We start from the raw sequence: 24,940 nt of genomic DNA on the forward strand, positions 1-24,940 counted from the left end.
AGTCGATGCCGCTGGGTAAGATCGTTTCCATTTCCTGTCCATCGCAACCTTGCGTCAGACCGCCGGTCCGGCGCGGCATGGCCCGCGGATGCGGGGAACCGCGGCATTCCGCGGGTTCCGGCAGGGCGCCTGTGCGCCCCTGCGGGAGGACTTGAGCCCTCCCCGCCCTTATGTGAGCGTCAACCCAAGCACAGGAGGACCCGATGGAAGACCGGATCAAGGGCCTGCACCATGTCACCGCGATCTCCGGCGCACCGCAGGAGAATGTCGACTTCTTCACCAAGGTCATGGACCAGCGGCTGGTGAAGAAGACGGTGAATTTCGACGCGCCCGATACCTACCACCTCTATTACGGGACGGAGACTGCCGATCCCGGCTCGATCCTGACCTTCTTCCCCTTCGCGGATGCGGGTCCGGGCCATGCCGGGCCGGGGATGGCCTCGGCCTATGCCTACAAGCTGAACCCGAAGGCCTTCGACGACTGGATGGTCCATTGGGCCGAGCACGCCATCGATTTCGACGGGCCGGTGGAACGCTTCGGTTCCCGCGTCATCACCCTGCGCGACCCCGACGGGGCGCCGGTGGAAGTGGCCGAGGATGCCGCGGCGCCGGACCATCCGGGGCTGTTCCACGGCGTCACGCTCTGGCTCGACGACATCGGCCCGACGCGCGACCTGCTGGTCGACGTGATGGGCTACGGGGAAGCCGGGCATGAATCTGCGGACGGCACGGAACGGCTGCGGCTGGCGACGGAGGGCGACGCGCCCCATGTCGACCTGCTGCGCAAGACGCCCGACCACATCGCCCGGCAGGGCAAGGGCACGATCCACCATGTCGCCTTCCGCGCCCATGACGATGCCGACCAGCTGGAATGGCGCGACCGCCTGCTGGCGGCGGGCATGCAGGTGACGCCCGTGATCGACCGGCAGTATTTCAACGCGATCTACTTCCGGTCCCCGGGCGGCGTGCTGTTCGAGATCGCCACCGACCCGCCCGGCTTCACCCGCGACGAGACGCTGGCCGATCTCGGCAAGGGCCTGAAGCTGCCGCCGCAATACGAAGGCCGCCGCGCGCAGATCGAGCGCATCCTGCCCGAGATCCGGGTGGGCGCATGAAGCCGCTCACCTTCGGCGGCGCAAGCCCGGCCCGTGCGTCGCACGGGCTGGTGCTGATCCATGGCCGCTGGGCCTCGGCCGCCTCGATCCTGCCCCTCGGCGAAGGGCTGGGCCTGCCTGGCCTCGCCCTCGCCGCGCCCGAAGCCGAAGGCAATTCCTGGTGGCCCACGTCTTTCCTGGCGCCGCAGGCGAATATCGGGCCCTGCCTTCCCGCGGCGCTGGACGCGGTCGATGCCGCGGTTGCCGCGCTGACGGAGGGCGGACTGCCGAAGGAGCGGATCGGCATCGCCGGGTTCAGCCAGGGGGCCTGCCTCGCGCTGGAATACGCCGCCCGCCGCGGCGGCGGCTTCGCCGGGGTCTTCGCCTGCTCGGGCGGGCTGGTCGGCACGGCCGATGCCGGCGGCCCGCCCCTGCCGGAGCTCTACGGCAATGCGGACAAGCTGTTCGACTACGGAAGCGACCTGACCGGCCTGCCCGTCCGGATCTCGAACCACGAGGCGGACCCGCATATACCGATGGCGCGGGTCCGCCGCTCGGCCGGAGTGCTGGCCGGGCTCGGCGCCGACGTCACCGTCGAAACCGAGCCCGGCAGCCATCACGGCGTGCTGCAGGGCGACGTGACCGCGATGCGGGCGGCGTTCAACCGCCCGTGACGCCGAAGGCAGGCGGAGCCTCCGCCTGCCGCTCCACCACCGGACAGGCCAGCCGCCGGTCCGGCCCGATCCGCTCCAGCGCCGGCACGTCCCCGGCACAGGACGGCTGCGCCAGCGGACAGCGGGTCCGGAACACGCAGCCCGAGGGCGGCGACATCGGCGAGGGCAGCTCGCCCTCCAGCACCGCGCGGGGCCGCGCCTTCTCCACCACCGGATCGGGGATCGGCGCCGAAGCGATCAGCGCCCGCGTGTAGGGATGCATCGGGCGTTCCACCAGCGCGGCGGCGGGCGCGCGCTCCATCACCCGGCCCAGATACATCACCATGATCTCGTCCGAGATGTGCCGCACGACCGACAGGTCATGGGCGATGAAGATCAGCGACAGCCCCATCTCGGCCTGCAGCTCCTTGAGCAGGTTCACCACCTGAGCCTGCACCGAGACATCCAGAGCCGAGACCGGCTCGTCGCAGAGCACCAGCCGCGGCCCCGAGATCAGCGCCCGGGCGATGCCGATCCTCTGGCATTGCCCGCCGGAGAACTCGTGCGGATAGCGGTTGCGCAGCTCGGCCCGCAGCCCGACGCGCTCCATCAGCGCGACCACCTTCTCGGTGCGCTCGGCCTTGCGCATCTCCGGCCGGTGGGTCAGCAGCGGCTCGGCAATGATCTCGCCCACCGTCATGCGCGGATTCAGCGCTGCCAGCGGATCCTGGAAGATCATCTGGACCTCGGGGCGCTGCTCCTCGCCCAGGGGCTTGCCGTCCCACAGCACCTCGCCCCCGGCGCGCGGCACCAGCCCGAGGATCGCGCGGGCCAGCGTCGACTTGCCCGAGCCGCTTTCGCCGACGATGCCCAGCGTCTTTCCGGCGGCAAGGTCGAACCCCGCCCCCTGCACCGCGCGCAGCATCCGCTTGCCGCGCCACGGGAAGAGCCCGCCGCCCTTGACGGGAAAGGCGACCGAGAGGTCGCGGACGCGCAGCAGAGACCCGGTCATGCGAAGACCTCCTCGGACAGGTGGCAGGCGCGCAGCCGGTCCCGCCCTTCCAGCGGCGGCATCGTGCTGCGGCAGATGTCCATGGCCCGGGCGCAGCGCGGCGCGAAGGGACAGCCCGGACCGAGATCGGCCATGTTGGGCGGATCGCCCGGAATGGCGCGCAGCTCCGCCTCCACCCGGTCGAGCCGCGGCACGGCGGCCAGAAGTCCTTCGGTATAGGGATGCAGCGGCCGGGCGAAGACGGCTTCGGTGGTGCCCTGCTCCATCACCTGGCCGCCATACATGACCAGCATCCGCTCGGCCGCGCCCGCGACGATGCCGAGGTCATGGGTGATCAGGATCAGCGCGGTGCCGAATTCGGCGCGGATATCGGCCAGCAGCGCCATGATCTGCGCCTGCACGGTGACGTCCAGCGCCGTGGTCGGTTCGTCGGCGATCAGCAGCCGCGGACGGCAGAGCAGCGCCATGGCGATCATCACCCGCTGCCGCATGCCGCCCGACATTTCGTGCGGGTACTGCGACAGCCGCGCCCTGGCCTCGGGGATGCGCACCGCGTCGAGCATCCGCGCCGCCTCTGCCAGCGCCGCGCGCTTCGAGGCGCCCTGATGCAGCTGCAGCACCTCGGCCATCTGCGCGCCCACGGTCATGTAGGGGTTGAGCGAGGTCATCGGGTCCTGGAAGATCACCGCGATCTCGCGCGCGCGGATGCGGTTCAGCTCGCGCTCGGGGATGTTCAGGATCTCGCGCCCGTCCCATGTCACCGACCCGCCCGCGCGGCCGTTCCGCGCCAGGAGGCCGAGACAGGCGAAGGCGGTCTGGCTCTTCCCCGAACCGCTCTCGCCGACGATGGCCAGCGTCTCGCCCTCGGCAAGGCCGAAGCTGACGCCGTTGACGGCCGAGACCGCGCCGTCCTGGGTGTCGAAGCGCACCCGCAGGTCTTTCACGGAAAGCAGCATTCAGCGGTCCTTGGGATCGAGGGCGTCGCGCAGCCCGTCGCCGATGAAGAAGAAGGCGAAGAGCGTCACGACGAAGAAGAAGAGCGGGAAGGCAAGCTGCCAGAGCGTGCCGTATTGCATGGTGGAGGCCCCGTCCGAGATCAGCGCGCCCCAGCTGGTCAGCGGCTCCTGCACGCCCAAGCCGAGGAAGCTGATGAAGCTTTCGTAGATGATCATGTTCGGCACCAGCAGCGTCGCATAGACGATGACGACGCCCAGCAGGTTCGGGATGATGTGGCGGCGGATGATCGTGAAGGGACCGACGCCGATGGCCAGCGCCGCCTCGACATATTCGCGGTGCTTGATCGTCAGGGTCTGGCCGCGGGCGATCCGCGCCATGTCGAGCCAGCTGATCAGCCCGATGCCGACGAACAGCATGAAGACCGAGCGGCCGAAGATGACCAGCAGCAGGATCAGCACGAACATGTAGGGGATCGACATCAGGATATCGACGATGCGCATCATGGCGCTGTCGAGCCGCCCGCCGAAATATCCCGCGATGGCGCCGTAGACGGTGCCGACGATCACCGAGATGAGCGCGCCGACGATGCCGACCATCAGGCTGACCTGCGTCCCCTGCACCACCCGGGCAAAGAGGTCGCGGCCGAGCTCGTCGGTGCCGAACCAGTGGCCCGATGACAGCGAGGGCCGGCCCATCGTCGCCACGTCGCCCAGCACCGCCCAGTCGATATCCTCGTTCGACCATTGCGCGACCAGCCCGCCAAAAGCGGCGAAACCGGCCACGAGCGCGAGGATGACGAGGCTCGCCACCGCGGCGCGGTTCTTGAAGAAGCGGTGGCGCGCGTCGCTCCAGAGCGACCGCCCCGCCGGCATGGAGCGCGCCCGCGCGCGTCCGATCAGGACTGCCATGGCTGCCTCCTCAATAGCGGATCTTCGGGTCGATCCACGCGTAGAGGATGTCGACCACGAGGTTGAACAGGACGGTCAGCGCACCGGTCAGGATCGTCACGCCCATGATGACGAAGTAGTCGCGGTTCAGCGCCGAATTGACGAAATACTGGCCGATCCCGCCGGTGGAGAAATAGATGTCGATCACCACGGAGCCGGTGATCATGCCGACGAAGGCCGGGCCGAGATAGGAGATCACCGGCAGCAGCGCGGGCTTCAGCGCATGGCGCAGCACGATCCGCCGCATCGGCAGGCCCTTGGCCCGCGCGGTGCGGATGAAGCCCGCGTTCAGCACCTCCAGCATGGAACTGCGGGTGATCCGCGCGATCGAGGCCATGAAGCTGGTCGACAGCGCGATCACCGGCATGACGACATAGGGAAACGCCCCGCCCTGCCAGCCGCCGCCCGGCAGCCAGCCGAGCCAGAGCGTGAAGACCAGCACCAGGATCGGCGCCATCACGAAGTTCGGCAGCACCTGCGCGCCGATGGAGATGCCCACGGCGAGGTAGTCGAGCCAGCTGTTGTGCCAGACCGCCGCCGCGACCCCGAGCGAGCCGCCGACCGCCACGGCGACCACGAAGGACCAGAACCCGTAGGTCAGCGTCACGGGAAAGCCCTGGGCGATCAGGTCGGCAACCGAGCGGTCCTTGTAGTAGAGCGAGGGGCCGAAATCGAAATGCGCGACGATGTTCCAGGTGTAGCTGGCGATCTGGCTGACCAGCGGCTTGTCGAGCCCGTACTTGGCATTCAGCGCGTCGATCACCGCCTGCGGGAAGGCGCGTTCCGAGGTCCAGGGACCGCCGGGCGCATAGTGCATCATCAGGAAGGACAGGACGATCAGGACAAGAATCGTCGGAACGGCGACGAGCAGCCGCCTGAGAATGTAGGAAATCATGGAGCTTTCCGGAGCTGGGGCCCCGCAGGGCGGGGCCCGTGGCGTTTATTCGGCGACCTTGTAGAAGTCCTTGGAGTACCAGTTGTTCTCCACGTTCTCGTAGGGCCAGCCCTTGATGGCCGCGTTCAGCATGAACACGTTGGCATAGTGGTAGACCGGGATCACCGGCACCTCTTGCTCGAGGATTTCCTCGACCTTGGCGTAGTTCGGGTTCGGATCCGCCATGGTCTTCGACTCCATCATCAGCGCGTCCACCTCGTCATTGGCGAAGCGGCCGTCATTCTGCGAGTTGTCCGACACCATCAGCTGAAGGAAGGTCGAGGCCTCGTTGTAGTCGCCGCACCAGGCGCCGCGGGCGACGTCGAAATCCTGCTGCTTGCGGATCTCGAGGAAGGTCTTCCACTCGAAATTCTGCATGGTCACGTCGATGCCGAGCTTCTGCTTCCACATCTGCGCCATGACCGTGGCGATCTTCTTGTGGTTCTCGTCCGTGTTGTAGATCAGCCGCAGCGTCAGCGGGTGGTCCTTGCCGTAGCCCGCCTCCTCGATCAGCCGGACCGCCTCGGCGTCGCGCTCCTTCTGGGTCATCGCCTGGTAGGCGGGTTCCTCCGCCTCGAAGCCGGCGGTGAAGGGCGGCGTGAAGATGTAGGCCGGGGACTGCCCGCCCTTGAGCACGGCATTGACGATCACGTCGCGGTCGATGGCATAGCTCATCGCCTCGCGCACCCGCACGTCCTTCAGCGCGGGGTTGGCGCTGTCGGTCATGTTGAAGGTGTAGTAGTAGTTGCAGAGCCGCGGCACGGAGGTCGCCTGGTCCGGATACTTCTCCTTCAGCTCCGGGAACTGGCCTGCGGGAAGCGGCTCGATCATGTCCAGCTCGCCCGCGAGGTAGCGGGTCAGCGCCTGGTTCACGTCATTGATCACCAGGCCGGTCACTTCGGTGATGTGGACGTTGCCGGCATCCCAGTACTGATCGTTCTTGATCCGCTTGTGGTACTCGTTCGGAACGTGCTCGCTGAGCACATAGGCGCCATTCGAGACCATGTTGCCCGGACGGGTCCATTCGCTGCCGAATTTCTCGATGGTCGCCTGCGGCGCAGGGAACAGCGTCGAGGTCGTGGTCATCGCCGCGAAATACGGGATCGACTCCTCCAGCGTGACCTTCAGCGTGTGGTCGTCCACCGCTTCGACGCCCAGCTCCTCGGGCGGCAGCTCGCCCGCCAGGATCTTCGAGGCGTTGGTCATCGTCGTCATCTCGACGAACCAGGCATAGGGCGAGGCGGTCGCCGGGTCGATCGCGCGGCGCCAGGCATAGACGAAGTCCTGTGCCGTCACCGGATCGCCGTTCGACCATTTCGCCTCCTCGCGCAGGGTGAAGACATAGGTCTTGTTCCCGTCGGTCGCGGTGTAGCCCGTGGCCACCCCGGGCACCAGGTTGCCCTGGGCATCCTGGTTCATCAGCCCCTCGAACAGGTCGCGCTGCACGTTCGAGCCCGAGACGTCCTCGTTCAGCTGGGGGTCGAGCGTCGGCACCTCGTCGAGCAGGCGGTAGGTGAAGGTCTGGCTTTCGGCCAGCGTCTCGCCCTCCTGCGGATCGGCGGCAAAGGCCGGCAGGCCCGCACCGAGGACAAGCGTGGCGGCGGTCAGGCGCAGCACCGTGTTGAGCGTCATGGGTATCTCCCTGATAATCCCTGTCAGCCTGGCGGGCTCTTCCGGCCCGCCGAAGCATCCCTGCATCCGATATACGTTGAAAATGCGATGCAAGCGCTTTTCGGCAAGGCAACGCCACGGAATTCCGCCCCCGCCCGAATTTCAGGCGGGCAATGCGGCGCAATCGGCAAGTAAAAGCCGGAACCGGCCCGGGGATCTCAGCCGAAAAGCGCCTGGGCCACGGCGCCGCGGGCAAAGGCGATGCGCCCGGCCGCGATGGCGGCCTCGATCTGGCCGGAGGGGCCCAGAATCGCCAGGTCGGCCCGCTGCCCCGGCGCGAGGATGCCGCGGTCGGTCCAGCCCATGATCCGCGCCGGTCCCGCCGACAGCAGGTCCCATGCCCCTGCCCCGCCGCCCGCCGGATCGAGCGCCGCCGCAGCGGCGGCAGGCGCCGGGTAGTGGTAGTCCGAGACCAGCGCGTCGCAGAAACCCTCGGCCACCGCCGCGCGGGCATCCATCTTGCCGGCATGGGAGCCGCCGCGCACGACGTTCGGCGCGCCGAGGATCACCGCATCGCCTGCGTCCCGCGCAGCGCGGGCCGCCTCCATCGTCTCGGGGAATTCGGAAATCCGCACGCCCAGGCCCCGCATCATGGCGCGCCGCTCCGGGTCCGGATCGTCATGGCTGCCAAGCTGCACGCCCATCGCGGCGAAGCGCTGCGACAGCTCGGCCAGCGCGCCCGGCACCTCCGGGCCGCGCGCCGCCAGCTCGCGGATGAGCGCAAGATGCGCCTCGGGGCTGCGCCCGCTCTTCAGCGCCTGGCCGGTCAGCCTCGGCGGGTTGCGACCCTTCCTCAGCGCCTCGTGCGGCAGGTGGTCGTTGTAGACGACATAGCCGATGCCGTGGCGCTCGACGAACTCCGCCACCTCGGCGAACTGGCCGACGAGATGCGTTTCCAGCCGCAGCTGGATCACCATGTCGGTCAGGAGATGCGGCCGTGCCTCTGCCAGCGACGCCGCCAGCTTCCGCGCGAAATCCGGGCTGCGCATGCCGCCTTCCCAGGACCAGAACTGCGCCAGCACTGCCGTCGTGATCCCGCTCGCCGCCAGCTCGGCATCCAGCGCCGAGAGACCGCGGGCCAGGTCGGACACCAGGCCGCGCCGCGGCGCCAGATGCCGCTCGAACCCGTCGCCATGCAGGTCGACGATCCCCGGAAGCACCGTGCAGCCCGACAGCGCCACCTCGCGCCCCGCCGGCGCGTCGACGACAACGCCGCCCGCGATGGCGAGCGGCGTCTCTTCCGGCCCGGCGGGGGTCAGCACCCGCGCGGCCGTCAAGGTCATGTCGATCGGCGTCACGCGTGGCCCGCATCCGCAGACAGCGTGAAGGGATCGACGCCCAGGCGCGACAGGGCCGCCTGCCACTTGCTTTCGGGATCGGTGCCGAAGACCAGCGCGTCATCCGCGTCGCAGACCAGCCAGCCGTTCTCGGCGATCTCGTCCTCCAGCTGCCCCGGCCCCCAGCCCGAATAGCCGAGCGCCAGCAGCGCCGAGTTCGGACCGAAACCGCGGGCGATGTCCTCCAGCACGTCGACCGTCGCGGTCATGCCGAAATGGTCGTCCACCTTCAGCGTCGTGTTCTCCGCCGAATAATCGGCGGTATGCAGCACGAAGCCGCGCGCATGTTCCACCGGTCCGCCGACGAAGATCGCCGGGGACGCCGCTCCCGCCACCGGCGTGATCTCCAGCCGCTCCAGCAGCTCGGAGAAGCTCACGTCGGACGCGGGCTTGTTGAAGATCAGTCCCATCGCCCCGTCCGGGGAATGGGCGCAGAGGAAGATCACCGTTTTCTCGAAACGGGGATCGCCCATGCCGGGCATGGCGATAAGCACCTTGCCGCTGAGATCGAAGTCTTCGGGATCATCCATGCATCCAAAGTGGCAGCGCTTGGCCGTTTCATCAAGTGCGACGGCGCCACAGGTGACACAACCCTAACCGGAATGTGAGTTCGCTATGGTGCGGATTCTGTTAATCAGGCCTCCCATGAAAGCTGCCCTTGCCCGATTCTGCCTTGCGTTCTGCGCCTCGCTCGCTGCTGCCCTTCCCGCCGCGGCGGACCACAACGACCTCGTCCATGTCGACGTGGTCGACGGCTGGGTCACGCCCGACGGCACGGTGATGGCAGGGCTGCGCATCCAGGTGGCCGACGGCTGGAAGACCTACTGGCGCAGCCCCGGCGATGTCGGCGTGCCGCCGCGCTTCGACTGGAGCGCGTCGAAGAACCTCAAGGCGGTGCGGCTGCACTGGCCCCGACCCGAGATCTTCGAGACCTTCGGCCAGCGCACGCTGGGCTATTCCGGCGAGATCGTGCTGCCGGTGGAGCTGTTCCCGGCCGATGCGTCCAAGCCCGTGACCGTCGCGGGCACGGCCGAGCTGGGGCTCTGCCGCGACATCTGCGTCGCCGTGAACCAGGCCTATTTCGACAGCAACCTCGCCGCCCCCGATGCGATCCGCCGCGCGATGGCCGAACAGCCGGACCGCAGCCGCATTTCCTCGGCCAGCTGCAAGGTCGCGCCGATCAAGGACGGGCTGCGGGTCACCGCCTCGCTGGCGCTGCCGCCGCAGGGCGGCGCGGAGATCGCGGTGATGGAACTGGGCGACAGCGGCGAGATCTGGGTTTCCGAGCCGGAAGTCTCCCGCCGGGGCAACAGCCTGACCGCCACCGCCGACCTCGTGCCGCCGGAGGCCGCGCCCTTCGCGCTCGACCGCTCCAAGCTGCGGATCACCGTGCTGGGCCGCAACGGCGCCGCCGAGACCATGGGCTGCCCGGCCGGCTGAGCGCCGCCGGTGCCCCGCGGCACCTCGCCCCCGCGGCTTGACCTCCCGCAGTCCATGACACAGGTTCCGCCCGTGAACCGCCGGAGCCCCGACACAGCATGACAGTCCCGTTTTCCGCCCATGAGCGGATGATCGCATGGCGCTACCTGCGCGCCAAACGTGCCGAGGGCGGGGTCAGCGTGATGACCTGGATCAGCCTGGTCGGCATCACCCTGGCGGTCTTCGCCCTGATCGCCACCCTGGCCGTGCGCGCGGGCTTCCGCGCCGAATTCGTCGACACGATCCTGGGCGCCAACCCGCATGTCACCGTCTACGGCGTCACCGAGTACGACGAGAACGGCAAGGGCGACGACACGCTGAAGGATTACGGCGCGATCTCGGAGAAGCTGCGCGGCGTGCCCGGCGTGGTCTCGGCCGCGCCGGTGGTGACCGGACAGGTGATCGCCAGCTTCGAGGGCCGCAACGCCGGCGTCCAGGTCACCGGCATCGCCCGCCACGATCTCGACAGCCTGCCGCGCATCATCGACCCCGGGACCGGCTATGGCGACCTGGACAAGTTCGACCAGGGCATCGCCATCGGCTCGGGCGTCGCGCGCAGCCTCGGCGCGACGGTGGGCGACCGGATCAAGCTGATCTCGCCCGAGGGCGCCAGGACCCCCTTCGGCACCTCGCCGCGCGTCGGCACCTTCGACGTCGCCTACATCTTCTCGGCCGGGCGCTACGACATCGACCAGGTGCGGGTCTACATGCCCTTCGCCGAGGCGCAGGGCTATTTCAACCGCGAGGGCGTGGCCGACCGGATCGAGGTCATGGTCGCCGATCCCGAGAACATCGACCGCATCCTGCCGGACCTCTGGGACCAGCTCGGCGAGAACGAGGTGCTCTACACCTGGCGCGAGGCCTCCGGCGCCTTCCTGCGCGCCCTGACCGTCGAGGACAACGTGATGTTCGTGATCCTCTCGGTGCTGGTGCTGATCGCCACGATGAACATCGTCTCGGGGCTGATCATGCTGGTGAAGAACAAGGGCCGCGACATCGGCATCCTGCGCACGCTCGGGCTGACCGAGGGCGCCATCCTGCGGATCTTCTTCCTCTGCGGCGCCTTCACCGGCATCGCCGGCACGCTGGCGGGGGTGGCGCTCGGCTGCCTCTTCGCGATCTACATCGACCCGATCTTCGCCGCGGTGAACGCGCTGTCCGGCGGCGGCGTCTGGGACCCGTCGATCCGCGGCATCTACTACCTGCCCGCCAAGCTGCAGGCCGGGGACGTGCTCTCGGCCGTGGCGCTGTCGCTGGGCATGTCCTTCGTCGTCACGATCTTTCCCGCCCGCCGCGCGGCGCGGATGAACCCGGTGGATGCGCTGCGCTATGAATGACCAGGTCCTCAAGCTCGAGAACGTCTCCCGCATCTACGCCCCCGGCACGCCGCGCGAGGTGCAGGTTCTGAACGAGGCCTCGCTGACCGTGAATGCGGGCGAGATGGTGGCCCTGATGGCGCCGTCCGGGGCAGGAAAATCGACGCTGCTGCACATTGCCGGGCTGCTCGACCGGCCCGATGCGGGCGAGGTCTGGCTCGGCTGGGTCGCCATGAACGGCCGCAGCGAACGGCAGCGCACCGCCGCGCGGCGCTCAGAGATCGGCTTCGTCTACCAGTTCCACCACCTGCTGCCTGAATTCACCGCGGCCGAGAACGTCGCCCTGCCGCAGATGGCCGAGAGCCGCTCGCGCGGCGACGCGCTGATCCGCGCCGGGGCGCTGCTGGCCGAGGTCGGGCTGTCCCACCGCAAGGACCACCGCCCCTCGCAGCTTTCGGGCGGCGAGCAGCAGCGCGTCGCGCTGGCGCGCGCGCTGGCCAACCGGCCGAGCCTGCTCCTGGCCGACGAGCCGACCGGCAATCTCGATCCCGAGACCGCCGACCAGGTCTTCGAGGTGATGATGCGCGTGGTGCGCGACAGCGACAGCGCGGCACTGATCGCCACCCACAACCCGGAGCTGGCGGCGCGGATGGACCGGGTGATCCGGCTCGACCAGGGCCGCGTCACCGAGGCGCCGCGGCTGGTCTGACCTCAGGCCCTGAGCGCCAGAACCAGCCCGGCGGCCATCACCGCCAGCCCGCCCGCGCGCTGCAGCCCCAGCGGCTTCGGCACCGCACCGAACAGGCCGAAATGGTCGATCAGCGCCGCCGAGAGGATCTGGCCGAACAGCACGCAGAGGATCGCGTTGCCCAGCCCGAAGGCCGGGGCAATATAGGTCACCGACAGGATGTAGAAGGCGACCAGCGTGCCGCCGAGAAACAGGTAGGGCGGCTGCGCGGCGAGGCGGCGCAGCGCGCCCGGCCCAGTTGCCAGCGTCACGGCGGCGGCAACGGCGAAGCCCACCACGAACAGCACGGCGCAGGCGGCGGCCGGCGACCCCAGCCGCTGCCCCAGCTGGGCATTCAGCGCCGCCAGCACCGGCACGCCGATCCCCGCGGCGAGCATGACGAGGACATATTGGAGATTGGGCATGGGCGGTCCTTCGGCTGGGACCGGAACATCCCCCGGCCTGCCGCCCTTCTCGCCTGCCGCAGCGCGGCATGCAAGCCGCCCCCTCCGGGGCACCGCCGGCCGACTCACCGCCGCGCCGGACTGCGGCGGCACCTGGCCCCATTGCGGCAGGCGATTGCCCGGCGGATCGGAACCGGCCGCTGCTGGCTGAACCTCGGGCATGGCCGGCAAAGGTCCCGGCCATGCCATCCCGGCCGCCCCGGCAGGGCGGACGGAGCGGCGCCTTCCCGGAGCATGGATCGCCGCCCCCGCCCGGCCGCCGGGACACAGGGGCTGCCGCGATCGAGTCCCTTTCCGGGAGAGCAGACCGCTGGCCGGACGCCGCGCTCCACCGGACGGAACCTGCCCCAACCGGCCCGGTCCGCGGCGCGCCGGAGCATCGCACCAGACGCCGCTCCACGCCCAGAAGACCTCGCGCGCCTTTGCCATGACCGGCTCCGAGCGGGCCGCCCCGCGTCAGTCACCCCAATTCGCTCCCGGGCCCGGGCAGCTCCTCCGGCCCTCCCCGATGCTCCGGCTTCCGAAAGACCGTTGCAGTCACCCTGGCAGCATATGGCAGCGGGTCCCGCATCTCCGGCGCCTCGCGCAGCAGCACGGGGCGGCAGATGACGGCCATGGCAAGCGGAGCGGCACCGGGGCGTGTCCCCGCGATCCCGCGAAACGAGACAGCTGGCAGCCCGCCAGGTGCCCGGAATGGGACCTTGGCAGCGGAGGACGGGCTGCATGCCGAACGAAGGACTGGCAGAAGGACCGCAGCCCGCTCCGGGCCGACCGGGAAGGTCGTGTGCAAGACCTCCGGAACGCCTCGGACGACGGAAAGTCGGTGTCGGGCAGCTGCCGCTCCTCCGCCCGGGCAACCGGGGACACCGCAATCCGCAGGACCGCCATCCGGAGTTTCCGCCCCGCGCGGAGAAACGCGGTCCCGGCAACCGGGCAGGAAGGGCCGGAGACTAACTGCCCGCGCGCAACCCGTCTCCGCGGACATCGGGCGCCGCAACTGTCAGTGCCTCTCCCTGCCTCCGCGCCGATGGCAACCGGCAGATTGTCAGCGCCATGGACGCACATCCGCCTGCGCAGGGCCCGGCCGCCGCAGGCGGCGGCTGGCGGCGCGCGCGCGGCCGGGAGCCTCCGCCCGCTAGCGGGGAATGTCCCCGGCAAAGGTCGTCCCGCCATGGATCCCGCCGATCTCCAGGATCAGCTTTCGGCGCACCGCCATGGCGAAGGTGTCGCGGCTTTCGGCAGTCACGACGAAGGCGCCCGGGCCACCGATGATCCGCTCGCGGTACTGGCGCTCCAGGTCGCTGCTGGCCGGACGGCCGTTGCAGCTGCGGCAGAGGATCGCCAGCCCGTTGATGGTGATGCCCGCGGCCAGCACCTCGGCGCGGGCGGCATCGACCGGCGGGCCGTTCCAGCTGTTGGCGCTGTCGCCCGAGAAGTCGATCACCTTGCGCCAGCCCTCGTATTCGTTGTTCTGGATCAGGGCCATCCCGGTCAGCAGCGCCGAGCCGATGGCGTTGCGCCCGAAGGCGCGGCGCGGCGGCGCCAGAAGCGCCTCGGCGAAGCTCGCCGCGCTTTCCGGGCCGTCGACCAGCATCCAGGGCACGACCACGTCCTCCTCCCCGGCGCTGGCCCATTCGACGTAGGTCACCGCGATCACCCCGTAGGCGGTCTTGGAGATCGCGTCGAGCACCGCGTCGGAGGTCATCGCGGCGGCATAGCCCTCGCGCTGGAACTGGGTTTCGGAACGGTCGATGGACCCGGAAGCATCGGCGAGCAGCACCAGCTCCAGTTCCACGTCCTGCGCGCTTGCCGGGGCGGCGAGCCCCAGCGCGGCCAGCAGGCCGAGGCTCCGCAACATCGAGGTCAGACGCATCGGCATGGCTCCTTCCTTCCTACGGCAGATCGATGATCCGACGCCGAGCTTACCCCACCAACAGGCTTGCACGGCCACACGAAGAAGTGATTAAGGCCGGTGCCCGCTGCCCAAGCGCGCGCCGCGCCCGGCCGTGCCTGCCCAGCCTGCAGGCTCAGGCCGGGCGGCGCCGGGCCAGGGCAAGCACCGCCGCCGCCCCCGCGAGCACCGCCAGCCCGACCGCCGCGGCGCCCGCGGCGAAGACCAGGTAGGTCGCGCCGAGCCCCTGGCCGAGCCCCAGATGCGCCATCGCCGGCGAGGCGCCGGAGATCATCCGGCTGCCCAGCGTCGCCCAGAACCAGCCCGCCGCCAGAACGGCATAGAGCGCGGCCACCGCACGGCCGGGTCCGGAGCGGCGGTCGAGCGCACGGCGCTGGCTGGCCAGCGCCTGGCGCAGGTCGAGCCCGATCGCCAGCAGCGCGGGCACCAGCAGCAGCACCAGCACCATGCCGAAGCCGAGCCCGTAGACCAGCGTGATCACCGTGGGCTTCAGGAACTCGGCGGCGCGCGAGCTTTCGTACATCAGCGGCGCCAGACCCAGCACCGTGGTCAGCGTGGTCAGCAGCACCGGGCGCAGCCGCTCCGCCGTGCCGTCGAGGATCGCCGGAACCAGCCCGCGCGAGCGCGCGCGCTCGTCGATCGAGGAGATCAGCACGATGGAATCGTTGATGATGATCCCGGTCATGCCGATCAGCCCGATCACCGAGAACATCGACACCGACATGTCCCAGATCCGGTGGCCCCAGAAGGCGCCGACCAGCCCGAAGGGGATGATCGCCATGATCACCAGCGGCCGCGTCCAGCTTGCGAAGATCCAGGCCAGCACCAGGTAGATGCCCAGCAGGCACAGGATGAAACCGGTCTCGGCATCGGCGAGGAAGCGCGCCTCGTCCGCCGCCATCCCGGCGAAGCGGTAGTTCACCTGGGCGGTCTCGGCAAAGGCCGGGAGCAGCTCGTCGCGCAGCTCCGCCTCGATCACCGAGGCGCGCGCCGGGTCGTCATCCGAGAGGTTGCCGGTCACCGACAGCACCGCCAGCCCGTCCTCGCGCCGGATCGTGCCGAAGCCGCCCTCGCGCGTCACCGTCACCAGATCCGTCAGCGGCACGTACTGCCCGGAACCTGCCTTCAGCATCATCGAATCGAGGAAATCCGCGGCCCGCTCGCCTTCGGGAAGCTCGACCCGGATGGTGCCGGTGCGCAGCCCCGCCGGATAGGTCGCGGCCTCGATCCCGTTCAGGCGGTTGCGCAGCACCTGGCCCAGCTCCTCGGTGGTGAAGCCCAGCGCCCGGCCCTTGGAGGTCAGATCCAGCACGTACTGGTCCTTGTCGAAAGGCAGGTTGTCCTGGATCGAGCTGATCTCGGGATATTGCGCCAGCCGCGCCTTCAGCGCCTCCGCGGCGATCTTCAGCTGCCGCAGGTCGGCGCCGTAGAGCTGGACGTCCAGGTTGTCGGAGCCCGAGCCGTAGCGCCAGGAGCGGAAGCTGAGCGTCTCGGCGAGCGGCAGCTGCCGCGCCTCCGCCTGCAGCCGCGACACGAACAGCGAGGCATCGAAGGGCCGCGCGTCGCGGTCCACGAGCTCGATGGCGATCGAGCCCAGCAGGTCGGCATCGGTGTTCTCGGTGCCCTCCAGCCCGCGGCCGGTATTCCCGCCCACCTCGGTCACGACATAGGTCACCGGGTTCACGCCGTATTCCGCCTGCAGATCGGCGCCGACCTTGGCGACGGCGCGTTCGAGCTCGCGCATCTGGGCGAAGCTGTCGCCGCGCGTGGCCAGCGGCATCATCGCGAAATTGCCGTCGACCGAGGCCTGCTCGGGCGGCGAGAAGAACCGCCAGCGCAGCTCGCCGGAGATCAGCGGCACGATCTGCGTCGCCAGGAGCAGCAGCGCCGCCGAGACCACGACGTAGCGCCCGCGCAGCACCAGCGCGACGAAGCGGCGGAAGGCGCCGTCGCGCAGCCGGCCGAAGCCCTTGTTCACCCAATGCGACGGCCGGTCGTACCAGGGAATGAGCCCGCCGTCCCCGGCGGCAAGCGCATGCGCCATGTGGCTCGGCAGGATCAGGAAGCATTCGGCCAGGGAGGCCAGCAGCACGGCGATCACGGTGAAGGGAATGTCGCTGATCATCTCGCCGAAGCGGCCGCCGATGGCCGTCAGGCCGAAGAACGCGATGACGGTGGTCAGCGTGGCCGAGAGCACCGGCAGGAACATTCGCCGGGCCGCGCGCTCGGCCGATCCGTAGGGCCCCTCGCCCAGATGGCGGTAGCGGTAGTCGGCATGCTCCCCCACGACGATCGCGTCATCGACGACGATGCCCAGCGTGATGATCAGCCCGAAGAGCGACATCATGTTGAGCGTCAGCCCGCCCGCCCACATCAGCCCCAGCGCGGTCAGCATGGACACCGGAATGCCCGCCGCCACCCAGAGCGCAGTGCGCGCGTTGAGGAAGAGGAAGAGCAGGATCAGCACCAGCGCCAGGCCCTGCAGACCGTTCGAGACCAGGATCTCCAGCCGCTGGGTGATCTGCTCGGCGCGGGTGCGGATCAGGTCGATCCTCATCTCCGGCGGCAGCCCGGTCTTCATCGCCTCCGCCGCCGCCTCGACCTGGCGCTGGATGGCGATCGCATCGCCCTGGGGCGAGCGGTCGACGCGGATCGAGATCGCCGGATTGCCGTCCACGAAATAGCTGCGGGCGCGGTCGGGTCCCTCCTGCCGCACGGTGGCGACGTCGCCCACGGTCAGGGCCGAGCCGTCGTCGAGGATCTTGATCGGAACGCCCGCCACCTGGTCGGCGGCACGCCGTTCCGTGCCGGTGCGGACGCGGGCATTCGCACCGGTGACGTCGCCCGCGGGCGTGGTGTCCGCGGCGACCTCGATGACGCGGGCCAGCTCCGCCATGGTGATGTCGTGGCGCATCAGGTCCAGCGTGCGCACCTCCACCACCGTCTGCGGCGCGGCCACGCCGCGGATCGTGGTGCGGGTGACTCCCTCGGAAAACAGCCGCTGGGTGAATTCGTCGGCGAAGCGCGCCAGCTGGTCGACCCCGACCGGCCCCGAGATCACCACGTCGGTTACCCGGTCGCGCCAGACGCTGCGCGTCACCTCCGGCGGATCGGAATCCTCGGGCAGGGTCGTCACACCGTCCACCGCCGCCTTCACGTCGGCGACCGCGCGCTCCATGTCCCAGCCGGGCTCGAATTCCAGCTCGATCTTCGCCTTGCCCTCGGAGGCGCGGCTCGACGCCGTGGCCAGCCCCTCCACCGCCATCAGCGCCGGCAGCACCGGCTCGATCACCGCGCGGTCGACATCCTCGGGCCCGGCTCCGTCCCAGGCGATGTCCACATCGATCTCGTCGACCACGACATCGGGGAAGTACTGCGCCCGCATCTGCGGCAGCGCCGCCAGCCCGAAGACCACCATCAGCACCAGCACCAGGTTGGCGGCAGTGGCGTGGCGGGTGAAATAGCCCAGGATCCCCCCCATCAGCGCGACCTCAGCTGCCCATGCGGCTTTCCAGCCGCTCCACGACCTGGGCGGGGACCGTGTCGGCCTCCAGCTGGGTGAGGATGCGGGACTTCATCTCGCCCGGCATGGTGGTGCTGCCCTCGACGAAGGCCACCAGCCGCGCGCGGCGCTCGGGGTCGAGCACCAGCATCTCGGGCACCGCCGCGGCACCGGCCTCCGGCACCGCCGCGGCACCGGCCTCCGGCTCCGGCGCGGCGGCGCGGACCTTCAGCCCGGCGCCGAGCAGCGGCGTGCGCTCGGAAACGACCATGCGGCCCTCCAGCGCCGCGCGCACCAGAACGGTGTCCTCCTGCCGCCGCAGCAGTTCCACCGGCACCTCCTCGAGCCGGTCCTCCGCCCCCAGCGCCAGCACCGTGCCGTTGGGACCCAGCGCCGTCGAGGGCAGCTCGGCCACGTCCTGCAGCAGCGGCTCCTCGACCTTGACGGTGACGAAATCGCCGGGGCGCAGCCCGGAGGCGCGCTCGAGCCGGGCATAGACCAGCCGCCCGGTCTGGCCGTCGCCCACCACCGCCGCCTCGCGGTCGATCACGCCCGGCACCGACAGTTCCAGCCCTGCCACGTCGAGCACCGCGCTGACCGGCAGGCCGATCAGCCGCCCGTCGGCATCGAGCAGCCGCGCATGCTGCGCCGTCGACAGCCGGAAGGCCACCTCCAGCGTGTCGGGATCGACCAGCTCGGCCAGCATCTCGTTGCTGCTGACCAGCCCGCCCTCGACCAGCGTCACGCCGCTCAGCGTGCCGGCGAAACGCGCCCGGATCTCGGTCTCGGACAGGGTCCGCGCCGCTTCGGACACGGCGATCTCCGCCCGCGTGCGCACGCTGCGCGCGGTGTCGATCCGCGCCTCGGCCGTGGCCAGCGCCTGGCGCGCGGAAACCTCGGCCTGGCGCGCCGAGGACGCGCTCAGCGCCGCCTCCTCGACCAGCGCGGCGGAGCCGACGCCGCGGCCCACCAGATCCTGCTGGCGCACCTGCGCCTTCTGGCGCAGCTGGTACTGCTCCTCGGCGGCGGCGAGATCCTCCTTCGCCAGGTCGAGGCTGCGCTCCGCATCGCGCAGGTCGGCCTCCGCCTCGGCCAGATCCGCCCGCGCGACATCCAGCTCCGCCTGCGCGGGAGCCGGGTCGATCTTCACCAGCAGCTGGCCTTCCGAGACGCGGCCGCCTTCCTCGAATTCCGGCGCCAGTTCCACCGCCGTGCCGCCCGCGGTCGCGCGGATCTCCAGCGTGCGGCGCGACTGGATCTGGCCGTAGGTGGTCAGCACCGGCCGATGCTCGCCGGTGGCATAGGGCACGACATTGACGCTGCGCACCACCTCGCGCGGCGGGCGCACCGGCGCCTCGTCGGTCATCGCGGCCCGGACCGCGCCCACGACCTTGTAGACCGCCAGCGACAGCGCCCCGAGCGACAGCGCCATCAGCACCAGCCCGACCATGATCCTGCGCAGAAAACCCATCCGTCACCCTGTGCTGCACCGGGCCGCATGCCGGCCCGCCAAATTTTGCCCGCGGCGCCGCGGTGTGCGCCGTACCAAAGCTAACGGATGATTCCATACATTCCGTCGCCGGTCGCCTCACTTTTTTCCGCCGCCGCGCCGCGTTGCGCGGCAATCGCGTCAATTCCCCGCTTTGCGCCGGGCCGATGCTTGCCTATCCCGTCAGGGTGCGGAGATGGAGACGGCAATGGAACACGATCCCTGGTCGGGACTGCTCAATCCCGGCGAGCGCATCCTCTGGCAGGGCCAGCCCGACGGGCGGATCGAGCTGCGCGGGGTGAAGCCTGCCAAGCTGCTGGTCGGCGCGGTCTTCGCCACGGTCGGCATGTCGGTCTGCGGCCTGGGGCTGGTGCAGCTCTCCGAAGGCGACCTGATGGGGCTGGTCCCGGCGGTCTTCGGGCTGGCCTTCGTCGCGGTGGGCGCGCGGGCGGCAGTGGGCGACATGCTGCTCGACGCCTACGAACGGTCGCGCAGCTGGTACACGCTGACCAGCCAGCGGATGCTGGTGGCGACAGACGCCTTCGGGCGCAAGCGGCTGCGCGACTGGCCGATCCTGCCCGAGACCGGGCTGATCTACGAAGAGGGACCGCCCGGCTCGGTGCTGGTCTCGGGGCGGCGCACCGCCGGGTTCCGCCGCATCGCCGAGGCGCGCAAGGTCTACGATCTCGCCCGGCAGGTGCAGCGCGCGCAGCTGCGCGATGGCGCCGAGATGGACGCCGGACCTTGACGCGGGCCGCCCGGTGCCCGATCAGGGGGCGCGGCACCCGCCATCCCCGAGACCCGAGCGACCGAGCCCCGTGACCCAGACAGACACCCCCCGCCCGACGCTTCTGCACAATGCCCGCCTGATCGATCCGGCGACCGGCCATGACGGGCCCGGCGCGCTGCTGATCCGGGACGGCGCCATTGCCGAGCTCGTTCCCGGCGCGCTGCACGACGGCGCCTTCCCCGAGGCCGGGCGCCTCGATTGCGGCGGCGCCTGCCTCGCCCCCGGCATCGTCGATTTCGGCGTCAAGGTCGGCGAGCCGGGCGAGCGCCACAAGGAAAGCTTCCGCTCCGCCGGCCTCGCCGCGGCGGCGGGCGGCGTCACCACCATGGTCACCCGCGCCGACACCACCCCCGCGATCGACACGCCCGAGGTGCTGAGCTTCGCGCTGAGCCGGGCACGCATGGTCTCGCCGGTCAGGATCGCGCCGATGGCGGCGCTGACCAAGGGCCGCGAGGGCCGCGAGATGACCGAGATCGGCTTCCTCGCCGATGCCGGCGCGGTGGCCTTCTCCGACGGCGACCACGTCGTCGCCGACACCAAGGTCTTCTCCCGCGCGCTGACCTACGCGAAAAGCCTCGGCGCGCTGGTCATGGGCCATGTGCAGGAACCGGTCCTCAGCAAGGGCGCCGCGGCGACCTCGGGCAAGTTCGCCTCGCTCTACGGCATCCCGGCTGTCTCGCCGATGGCCGAGCGGATGGGGCTGGAACGCGACCTGGCGCTGGTCGAGATGACCCGCGCCGCCTATCACATCGACCAGATCACCACCCGCGCGGCGCTGCCGGCGCTGGCCCGCGGCCGCGAGGCCGGGCTCGACATCACCGCGGGCATCTCGATCCACCACCTGACGCTGAACGAGTTCGACGTCTCGGGCTACCGCACCTTCTTCAAGGTCAAGCCGCCGCTCCGGGCGGAAGAGGACCGGATGGCGATGGTCGAGGCTGTCGCCGCCGGGCAGATCGACGTGATCTGCTCGATGCACACGCCGCAGGACGAGGAAAGCAAGCGCCTGGCCTTCGAGGCTGCCGCCTCCGGCGCGGTCGGGCTGGAAACCCTGCTGCCTGCCTCGCTGCGGCTCTATCACGGCGGCCATCTCGGCCTGCCGCAGCTCTTCGCGGCGCTGTCGCTGAACCCGGCGCGGCGGCTCGGCCTGCCCGGCGGGCGGCTCTCGGCCGGCGCACCGGCCGACCTGGTGCTGTTCGATCCGGACGCGCCCTACGTGCTCGACCGCGAGACCCTGCACTCGAAGTCCAAGAACACGCCCTTCGACGGAGAGCGGATGCAGGGCCGGGTGCTGGGCACCTGGGTCGGCGGCAAGCGGGTCTACGCGCGATGACGCCGCCGCTGACCACGCCGCTGCCTTGGCTGGAGCTGGCGGCGCTCTGCGGCTACCTGCTGGGCTCGGTGCCCTTCGGCATCGTCATGGCGCGCCTCTTCGGACTGGGCGACCTGCGCAAGATCGGCTCGGGCAATATCGGCGCGACCAACGTGCTGCGCACAGGCAGCAAGCCCGCCGCCTTCCTGACGCTGGTGCTCGACGCGGGCAAGGCGGCGGCGGCGGCGCTGATCGCGCGGGCGATCTGGGGCGAGGATGCCGCGCAGATCGCGGGCGCGGCGGCCTTTCTCGGCCATTGCTTCCCGGTCTACCTGAAATTCAAGGGCGGCAAGGGCGTCGCGACCTTCCTCGGCACGCTGCTGGCCGTGGCCTGGCCGGTGGGCCTCGCCGCCTGCGCCACCTGGCTGGCCACCGCGGCGCTGCTGCGCATCTCGTCGCTCTCGGCGCTGACGGCCGCTGCGCTCTCGCCGGTCTGGGCCTGGGCGCTGGGACGGCCGGACATGGCGCTGCTGTGCATCGTGCTGGCGCTTCTGGTCTTCATCCGCCACCGCCCCAACATCGAGCGGATCATCGCGGGGACCGAGCCGAAGATCGGGAAGAAATAGCCGCGGCTCAGGAGAACTGGTCGACCGCCTTGACCGTCAGCGGACAGGGCACGCCCTTGAAGAAGGTCTTCAGCACCGCCTTGAACATCGCCTCCTCGGGGCGGGCGAGATGGAAGAGCGTCGCGCATGAGCGCAGCTTCGCCGCGTCGGTGGAGCCGAGGATCTCCGCCGCCGGGCGGTCCTTGTGGAACATCATCGCGTCCATCGCTGCCAGCAGGCGCAGCTCCAGCGTGGGGTTGTGCAGGTAGTCCCGCGCCTCCTGCAGATCCTTGATCCCGTAATACATCGACTTCTCGGAATGCCCGTTCCCGCGCAGCTGCGGGAAGATGTACCAGATCCAGTGGGTTTCCTTGTGCCCCCTCAGGAGCTCCTGCATCGCATCGGGATAGTCGCGCTCCTGGGCCTGCAGGAATCGGTCGAGCTTCGGCATCGGTCCTCCCTTCACCGCAGCCCCGGCGGGAGGCTGCCGTGCCAAGTCATGGCAGAAAAGAGGTTAAGAAATCGCCCCCCGCGAAGGAAGCCCCGGCGCTCAGGCGCCGCGCATGTTCTGCGCCTCGATATAGGCGCGCAGCTCGTCCGCCTCGGCCCGCGCCTCCAGCAGCGCCTCGCCCATCCGCGCCAGGTCCGAGCGCAGCTCGCCCGTGCCCGAGCGCAGCTCGTGCTCCAGCCGGTGCTGCCGGGCCAGCGCCTCGTCGCGCTGTTCCTCGGCGCGGTGCAGCTCTTCGGCCATCGAATCGAGCTGGCCCAGCTCGGCATCCGAGACATGCGACAGCCGCGTCACCACCCAATGGGTAAGGAACCCCAGCAGGAAGGCGCCGAACAGCAGCACCATGATGGCGATAAGGGTCTCAGTTCGATCCATCGGTCCCGGCCTCCTCGGATGCCTCTGCTTCTGCCTGCCGCTCCTCGGGCGCCACCAGCCGGAAGGCGATGCGGCGGTTCGCCTCGCGGCCCGCCTCGGTGCCGTTGTCGGCGATCGGCTGGCTCTCGCCATAGCCCTTCGCGGTCAGCTGCGAAGTCAGCACCCGGCGCCCGGCCAGCGCCTGCAGCACCGCCTCGGCGCGCGCCTGGCTGAGCAGCTGGTTCATTTCCTCGCGGCCCTGGCTGTCGGTATGGCCGCCGATTTCCATCGGCACGTCCGGGCAGCCGCGCAGCACCTCGGCGATGCGGTCGACAGTCTCCAGGCCTGCCTTGCCCAGCTCCACCGAGCCCGGGTCGAAATCGATGCGGTCGTCCAGCAGGATGCCGTTCACCGCCTCGACGCAGGCCTTGGGCGACGGCCCGGCCTCTTGCTCGGGCGGCGGCGGCGCATAGGCCACGTCGACGGAGAACACCGCCTCCTGGCCCAGCGTGCGGCGCAGTTCGGCAGTGATCGCCTGCACGGCGTCCTCCTGCGCGGAACTGCCGGTCACCGTGATCGCCTCGGGGGTCATTTCCACCCGGCCCTCGCTCAGCGCCGACAGCGCCTCGGTCGCGGCCAGCGCGCGCAGGTCCCAGCCCTGCGGAAGGTCGTCGCCCAGGCTGATCACGCGGGTCAGGCTGTCGGCGCCGAAGCGCGCGGCGGCGAGGCTGGCCAGAACCGCCTCGTCGCGGGCCGAGGACAGCGGGCCGCGCAGGGTGACCGGGCCGTCGGCGCTGCGGCTGAGGCTCAGCCGCGGCAGCTCGCCGTCATCGCCCTCGACCGGGACCGGCATCAGCGACAGACGGTAGCCCGCGGGCAGCGCCTGGCGCAGCGCATCGCCCGCTGCCGAGAGCGCCTCGGGCGAGATCGCGGCGCCGGGCAGCACGGTGACGGTGCGGTCGGCAATCGTGATCGCCCCCTCGCCCAGGCCGTCGAGCGCGGAAATCGCCGCCTCTGCCGCCGCGGGCCAGTTGCGGTCCGGCGCGCCGAGCGCGACCCGGCAGCTGCCGGTGTCCCGTCCGTCGACCGCGGCCACCGCCGCGACGATGCGGTCGAGATCGGGCCCGGATTCGGCGGCGCAGCTTTCCAGCACCACGCCAGAGCCGTCATCGGAAACCCGCAGCAGGAACGGGCTCAGCCGTTCGCGCGGCTGGCGCAGGTTGACCTTGGCCTCAATGCCCTCGGGCAGGCCGGAGACGAAGCGCGCCGCCCAGCCCGCGCCCTCGGGGCCCTCGGGCGCGACGCCGTCCACGGTCACGGTGCCGGGCGTGATCTCCACCCGCACGTTGGGCAGCGCGGTCAGCGCCTTCAGCCCGGCCGCGGCGGCGCCAGTCCAACCGTCGGGCGTGGCCGCCAGCGACTCGGTGACGATGTCCGAGATCTCGGCGCCGGGCATCAGCGCGCGGATGCTGCCGACCAGATCGTCGCTGCGGTCGAGCCCCACCGGGATCAGCCCGTGCAGCAGCACGCTGTCGCCGTTCCTGAGGATCTCCACCTCGTAGGTCAGCTCGGGCATGTCCTCGGGCTCGGCGACCTCCATGTGGTCGCGCACATGCGCCGGATTCGCGGTGCGCCCGGCGACGGTCAGCGCGCGGAACCGCGCCGCCTCGTCCGGGGCGGTGCCGCCCAGCACGATCTGCATCCCGTCAGGCGACGCTTCCGCCCAGTCGAGGCCTTCGGCAGCCAGCGCTGCGCGGACCTCCGACCCGTTGCGGTCTTCCACGTAATCGACGGCAAGGAGGGAAATGCCGTAGGCCCCTCCTGCCGCCAATCCAAGGATAACGAGCTTCGCCCAAGTCAAACCTGTCACGCCTGTT

Annotated in this window: 22 protein-coding genes; 8 read left to right on the forward strand and 14 right to left on the reverse strand. The window is 70.3% G+C overall.

The window, feature by feature from the left end; genetic code table 11:
- Positions 1 to 203 precede the first annotated feature (203 nt).
- Both HCC78_RS00945 and HCC78_RS00950 read left to right on the forward strand, forming a co-directional pair.
- Positions 204 to 1,115: a ring-cleaving dioxygenase gene (locus HCC78_RS00945; RefSeq protein ID WP_172326850.1), complete on the forward strand. Its 912-nt coding sequence runs from the start codon at positions 204 to 206 to the stop codon at positions 1,113 to 1,115.
- On the forward strand, positions 1,112 to 1,768 hold the full coding sequence (locus HCC78_RS00950; protein WP_172326851.1) for an alpha/beta hydrolase: 657 nt from the start codon (positions 1,112 to 1,114) through the stop codon (positions 1,766 to 1,768). The genes HCC78_RS00945 and HCC78_RS00950 overlap by 4 nt, the downstream gene beginning before the upstream one ends.
- Here HCC78_RS00950 and HCC78_RS00955 read toward each other — a convergent pair.
- From HCC78_RS00955 to HCC78_RS00985, 7 genes are all read right to left on the reverse strand, one after another.
- Positions 1,755 to 2,759 (reverse strand): ABC transporter ATP-binding protein, encoded by a 1,005-nt coding sequence (locus HCC78_RS00955; protein WP_172326852.1) that lies wholly within the window; start codon positions 2,757 to 2,759, stop codon positions 1,755 to 1,757. The genes HCC78_RS00950 and HCC78_RS00955 overlap by 14 nt on opposite strands.
- Entirely contained in the window at positions 2,756 to 3,715 is a 960-nt protein-coding gene (locus tag HCC78_RS00960) for an oligopeptide/dipeptide ABC transporter ATP-binding protein (RefSeq protein ID WP_172326853.1), read from the reverse strand. The genes HCC78_RS00955 and HCC78_RS00960 overlap by 4 nt, the downstream gene beginning before the upstream one ends.
- A complete protein-coding gene (locus HCC78_RS00965; RefSeq protein WP_172326854.1) occupies positions 3,716 to 4,624 on the reverse strand; it encodes an ABC transporter permease subunit in 909 nt (302 codons plus the stop codon).
- A gap of 10 nt (positions 4,625 to 4,634) precedes the next feature.
- Positions 4,635 to 5,558 (reverse strand): oligopeptide ABC transporter permease OppB, encoded by a 924-nt coding sequence (oppB, locus tag HCC78_RS00970; RefSeq protein WP_172326855.1) that lies wholly within the window; start codon positions 5,556 to 5,558, stop codon positions 4,635 to 4,637.
- 45 nt (positions 5,559 to 5,603) lie between these two features.
- Positions 5,604 to 7,229: a peptide ABC transporter substrate-binding protein gene (locus HCC78_RS00975; RefSeq protein ID WP_172326856.1), complete on the reverse strand. Its 1,626-nt coding sequence runs from the start codon at positions 7,227 to 7,229 to the stop codon at positions 5,604 to 5,606.
- 197 nt (positions 7,230 to 7,426) lie between these two features.
- A complete protein-coding gene (locus tag HCC78_RS00980; RefSeq protein ID WP_371743753.1) occupies positions 7,427 to 8,566 on the reverse strand; it encodes an alpha-D-ribose 1-methylphosphonate 5-triphosphate diphosphatase in 1,140 nt (379 codons plus the stop codon).
- The gene (locus HCC78_RS00985; RefSeq protein ID WP_172326857.1) at positions 8,563 to 9,135 is read right to left on the reverse strand and encodes a YqgE/AlgH family protein; all 573 of its coding nucleotides are present in this window, start codon (positions 9,133 to 9,135) and stop codon (positions 8,563 to 8,565) included. Before HCC78_RS00985 ends, HCC78_RS00980 begins: the two co-directional genes overlap by 4 nt.
- Before the next feature lie 115 nt (positions 9,136 to 9,250).
- On the opposite strand from HCC78_RS00985, the gene HCC78_RS00990 reads away from it, so the two are divergent.
- The 3 genes from HCC78_RS00990 to HCC78_RS01000 all read left to right on the forward strand — a co-directional run bounded on the left by HCC78_RS00990 (position 9,251) and on the right by HCC78_RS01000 (position 12,109).
- Positions 9,251 to 10,045, forward strand: a complete 795-nt coding sequence (locus tag HCC78_RS00990) for a protein-disulfide reductase DsbD domain-containing protein (RefSeq protein ID WP_172326858.1) — start codon at positions 9,251 to 9,253, stop codon at positions 10,043 to 10,045.
- Positions 10,046 to 10,143: 98 nt separating this feature from the next.
- The gene (locus tag HCC78_RS00995) at positions 10,144 to 11,421 is read left to right on the forward strand and encodes a lipoprotein-releasing ABC transporter permease subunit (RefSeq protein ID WP_172326859.1); all 1,278 of its coding nucleotides are present in this window, start codon (positions 10,144 to 10,146) and stop codon (positions 11,419 to 11,421) included.
- Entirely contained in the window at positions 11,414 to 12,109 is a 696-nt protein-coding gene (locus HCC78_RS01000; RefSeq protein ID WP_172326860.1) for an ABC transporter ATP-binding protein, read from the forward strand. Before HCC78_RS00995 ends, HCC78_RS01000 begins: the two co-directional genes overlap by 8 nt.
- A gap of 2 nt (positions 12,110 to 12,111) precedes the next feature.
- Here HCC78_RS01000 and HCC78_RS01005 read toward each other — a convergent pair whose 3' ends face one another.
- From HCC78_RS01005 to HCC78_RS01020, 4 genes are all read right to left on the reverse strand, one after another.
- Positions 12,112 to 12,552 carry a DMT family transporter gene (locus HCC78_RS01005; RefSeq protein WP_172326861.1) on the reverse strand — a complete coding sequence of 147 codons (441 nt, stop codon included), beginning with the start codon at positions 12,550 to 12,552 and terminating at the stop codon, positions 12,112 to 12,114.
- A 1,174-nt stretch (positions 12,553 to 13,726) separates the two neighbouring features.
- A complete protein-coding gene (locus tag HCC78_RS01010; protein ID WP_253948977.1) occupies positions 13,727 to 14,470 on the reverse strand; it encodes a DUF1194 domain-containing protein in 744 nt (247 codons plus the stop codon).
- A 148-nt stretch (positions 14,471 to 14,618) separates the two neighbouring features.
- Positions 14,619 to 17,984: an efflux RND transporter permease subunit gene (locus HCC78_RS01015; protein WP_172326862.1), complete on the reverse strand. Its 3,366-nt coding sequence runs from the start codon at positions 17,982 to 17,984 to the stop codon at positions 14,619 to 14,621.
- Positions 17,985 to 17,994: 10 nt separating this feature from the next.
- The gene (locus HCC78_RS01020; RefSeq protein ID WP_172326863.1) at positions 17,995 to 19,476 is read right to left on the reverse strand and encodes an efflux RND transporter periplasmic adaptor subunit; all 1,482 of its coding nucleotides are present in this window, start codon (positions 19,474 to 19,476) and stop codon (positions 17,995 to 17,997) included.
- 226 nt (positions 19,477 to 19,702) lie between these two features.
- Between HCC78_RS01020 and HCC78_RS01025 the strand changes: the two genes are divergently transcribed.
- From HCC78_RS01025 to plsY, 3 genes are all read left to right on the forward strand, one after another.
- Positions 19,703 to 20,242, forward strand: a complete 540-nt coding sequence (locus HCC78_RS01025; RefSeq protein ID WP_172326864.1) for a hypothetical protein — start codon at positions 19,703 to 19,705, stop codon at positions 20,240 to 20,242.
- Between the two features lie 70 nt (positions 20,243 to 20,312).
- The gene (gene pyrC / locus HCC78_RS01030; protein ID WP_371743754.1) at positions 20,313 to 21,617 is read left to right on the forward strand and encodes a dihydroorotase; all 1,305 of its coding nucleotides are present in this window, start codon (positions 20,313 to 20,315) and stop codon (positions 21,615 to 21,617) included.
- Entirely contained in the window at positions 21,614 to 22,222 is a 609-nt protein-coding gene (plsY, locus tag HCC78_RS01035) for a glycerol-3-phosphate 1-O-acyltransferase PlsY (protein ID WP_172326866.1), read from the forward strand. Before pyrC ends, plsY begins: the two co-directional genes overlap by 4 nt.
- A 7-nt stretch (positions 22,223 to 22,229) precedes the next feature.
- Here plsY and HCC78_RS01040 read toward each other — a convergent pair whose 3' ends face one another.
- The 3 genes from HCC78_RS01040 to HCC78_RS01050 form a co-directional block, all read right to left on the reverse strand.
- A complete protein-coding gene (locus HCC78_RS01040; protein ID WP_172326867.1) occupies positions 22,230 to 22,652 on the reverse strand; it encodes a DUF1810 family protein in 423 nt (140 codons plus the stop codon).
- 99 nt (positions 22,653 to 22,751) lie between these two features.
- Positions 22,752 to 23,084: a hypothetical protein gene (locus HCC78_RS01045; protein ID WP_172326868.1), complete on the reverse strand. Its 333-nt coding sequence runs from the start codon at positions 23,082 to 23,084 to the stop codon at positions 22,752 to 22,754.
- Positions 23,071 to 24,933 (reverse strand): OmpA family protein, encoded by a 1,863-nt coding sequence (locus HCC78_RS01050; RefSeq protein WP_172326869.1) that lies wholly within the window; start codon positions 24,931 to 24,933, stop codon positions 23,071 to 23,073. The genes HCC78_RS01045 and HCC78_RS01050 overlap by 14 nt, the downstream gene beginning before the upstream one ends.
- Between the last annotated feature and the right edge of the window lie 7 nt (positions 24,934 to 24,940).

The organism is Mangrovicoccus sp. HB161399, assembly GCF_013184745.1.
Classification (GTDB): Bacteria; Pseudomonadota; Alphaproteobacteria; order Rhodobacterales; family Rhodobacteraceae; genus Mangrovicoccus.

Excerpts from the sequence above, each read along its gene's own strand:
- HCC78_RS00950 (WP_172326851.1), top strand. The coding sequence starts at position 1,112 with ATGAAGCCGCTCACCTTCGGCGGCGCAAGCCCGGCCCGTGCGTCGCAC.
- HCC78_RS00965 (WP_172326854.1), bottom strand. The coding sequence starts at position 4,624 with ATGGCAGTCCTGATCGGACGCGCGCGGGCGCGCTCCATGCCGGCGGGG.
- HCC78_RS01025 (WP_172326864.1), top strand. The coding sequence starts at position 19,703 with ATGGAACACGATCCCTGGTCGGGACTGCTCAATCCCGGCGAGCGCATC.
- HCC78_RS00990 (WP_172326858.1), top strand. The coding sequence starts at position 9,251 with ATGAAAGCTGCCCTTGCCCGATTCTGCCTTGCGTTCTGCGCCTCGCTC.
- HCC78_RS00955 (WP_172326852.1), bottom strand. The coding sequence starts at position 2,759 with ATGACCGGGTCTCTGCTGCGCGTCCGCGACCTCTCGGTCGCCTTTCCC.
- HCC78_RS01005 (WP_172326861.1), bottom strand. The coding sequence starts at position 12,552 with ATGCCCAATCTCCAATATGTCCTCGTCATGCTCGCCGCGGGGATCGGC.
- HCC78_RS01000 (WP_172326860.1), top strand. The coding sequence starts at position 11,414 with ATGAATGACCAGGTCCTCAAGCTCGAGAACGTCTCCCGCATCTACGCC.
- HCC78_RS00945 (WP_172326850.1), top strand. The coding sequence starts at position 204 with ATGGAAGACCGGATCAAGGGCCTGCACCATGTCACCGCGATCTCCGGC.
- HCC78_RS00995 (WP_172326859.1), top strand. The coding sequence starts at position 10,144 with ATGACAGTCCCGTTTTCCGCCCATGAGCGGATGATCGCATGGCGCTAC.
- plsY (WP_172326866.1), top strand. The coding sequence starts at position 21,614 with ATGACGCCGCCGCTGACCACGCCGCTGCCTTGGCTGGAGCTGGCGGCG.
- HCC78_RS01015 (WP_172326862.1), bottom strand. The coding sequence starts at position 17,984 with ATGGGGGGGATCCTGGGCTATTTCACCCGCCACGCCACTGCCGCCAAC.
- HCC78_RS00975 (WP_172326856.1), bottom strand. The coding sequence starts at position 7,229 with ATGACGCTCAACACGGTGCTGCGCCTGACCGCCGCCACGCTTGTCCTC.
- HCC78_RS01045 (WP_172326868.1), bottom strand. The coding sequence starts at position 23,084 with ATGGATCGAACTGAGACCCTTATCGCCATCATGGTGCTGCTGTTCGGC.
- HCC78_RS01010 (WP_253948977.1), bottom strand. The coding sequence starts at position 14,470 with ATGCCGATGCGTCTGACCTCGATGTTGCGGAGCCTCGGCCTGCTGGCC.
- HCC78_RS00985 (WP_172326857.1), bottom strand. The coding sequence starts at position 9,135 with ATGGATGATCCCGAAGACTTCGATCTCAGCGGCAAGGTGCTTATCGCC.
- HCC78_RS00960 (WP_172326853.1), bottom strand. The coding sequence starts at position 3,715 with ATGCTGCTTTCCGTGAAAGACCTGCGGGTGCGCTTCGACACCCAGGAC.
- oppB (WP_172326855.1), bottom strand. The coding sequence starts at position 5,558 with ATGATTTCCTACATTCTCAGGCGGCTGCTCGTCGCCGTTCCGACGATT.
- HCC78_RS01020 (WP_172326863.1), bottom strand. The coding sequence starts at position 19,476 with ATGGGTTTTCTGCGCAGGATCATGGTCGGGCTGGTGCTGATGGCGCTG.
- HCC78_RS01040 (WP_172326867.1), bottom strand. The coding sequence starts at position 22,652 with ATGCCGAAGCTCGACCGATTCCTGCAGGCCCAGGAGCGCGACTATCCC.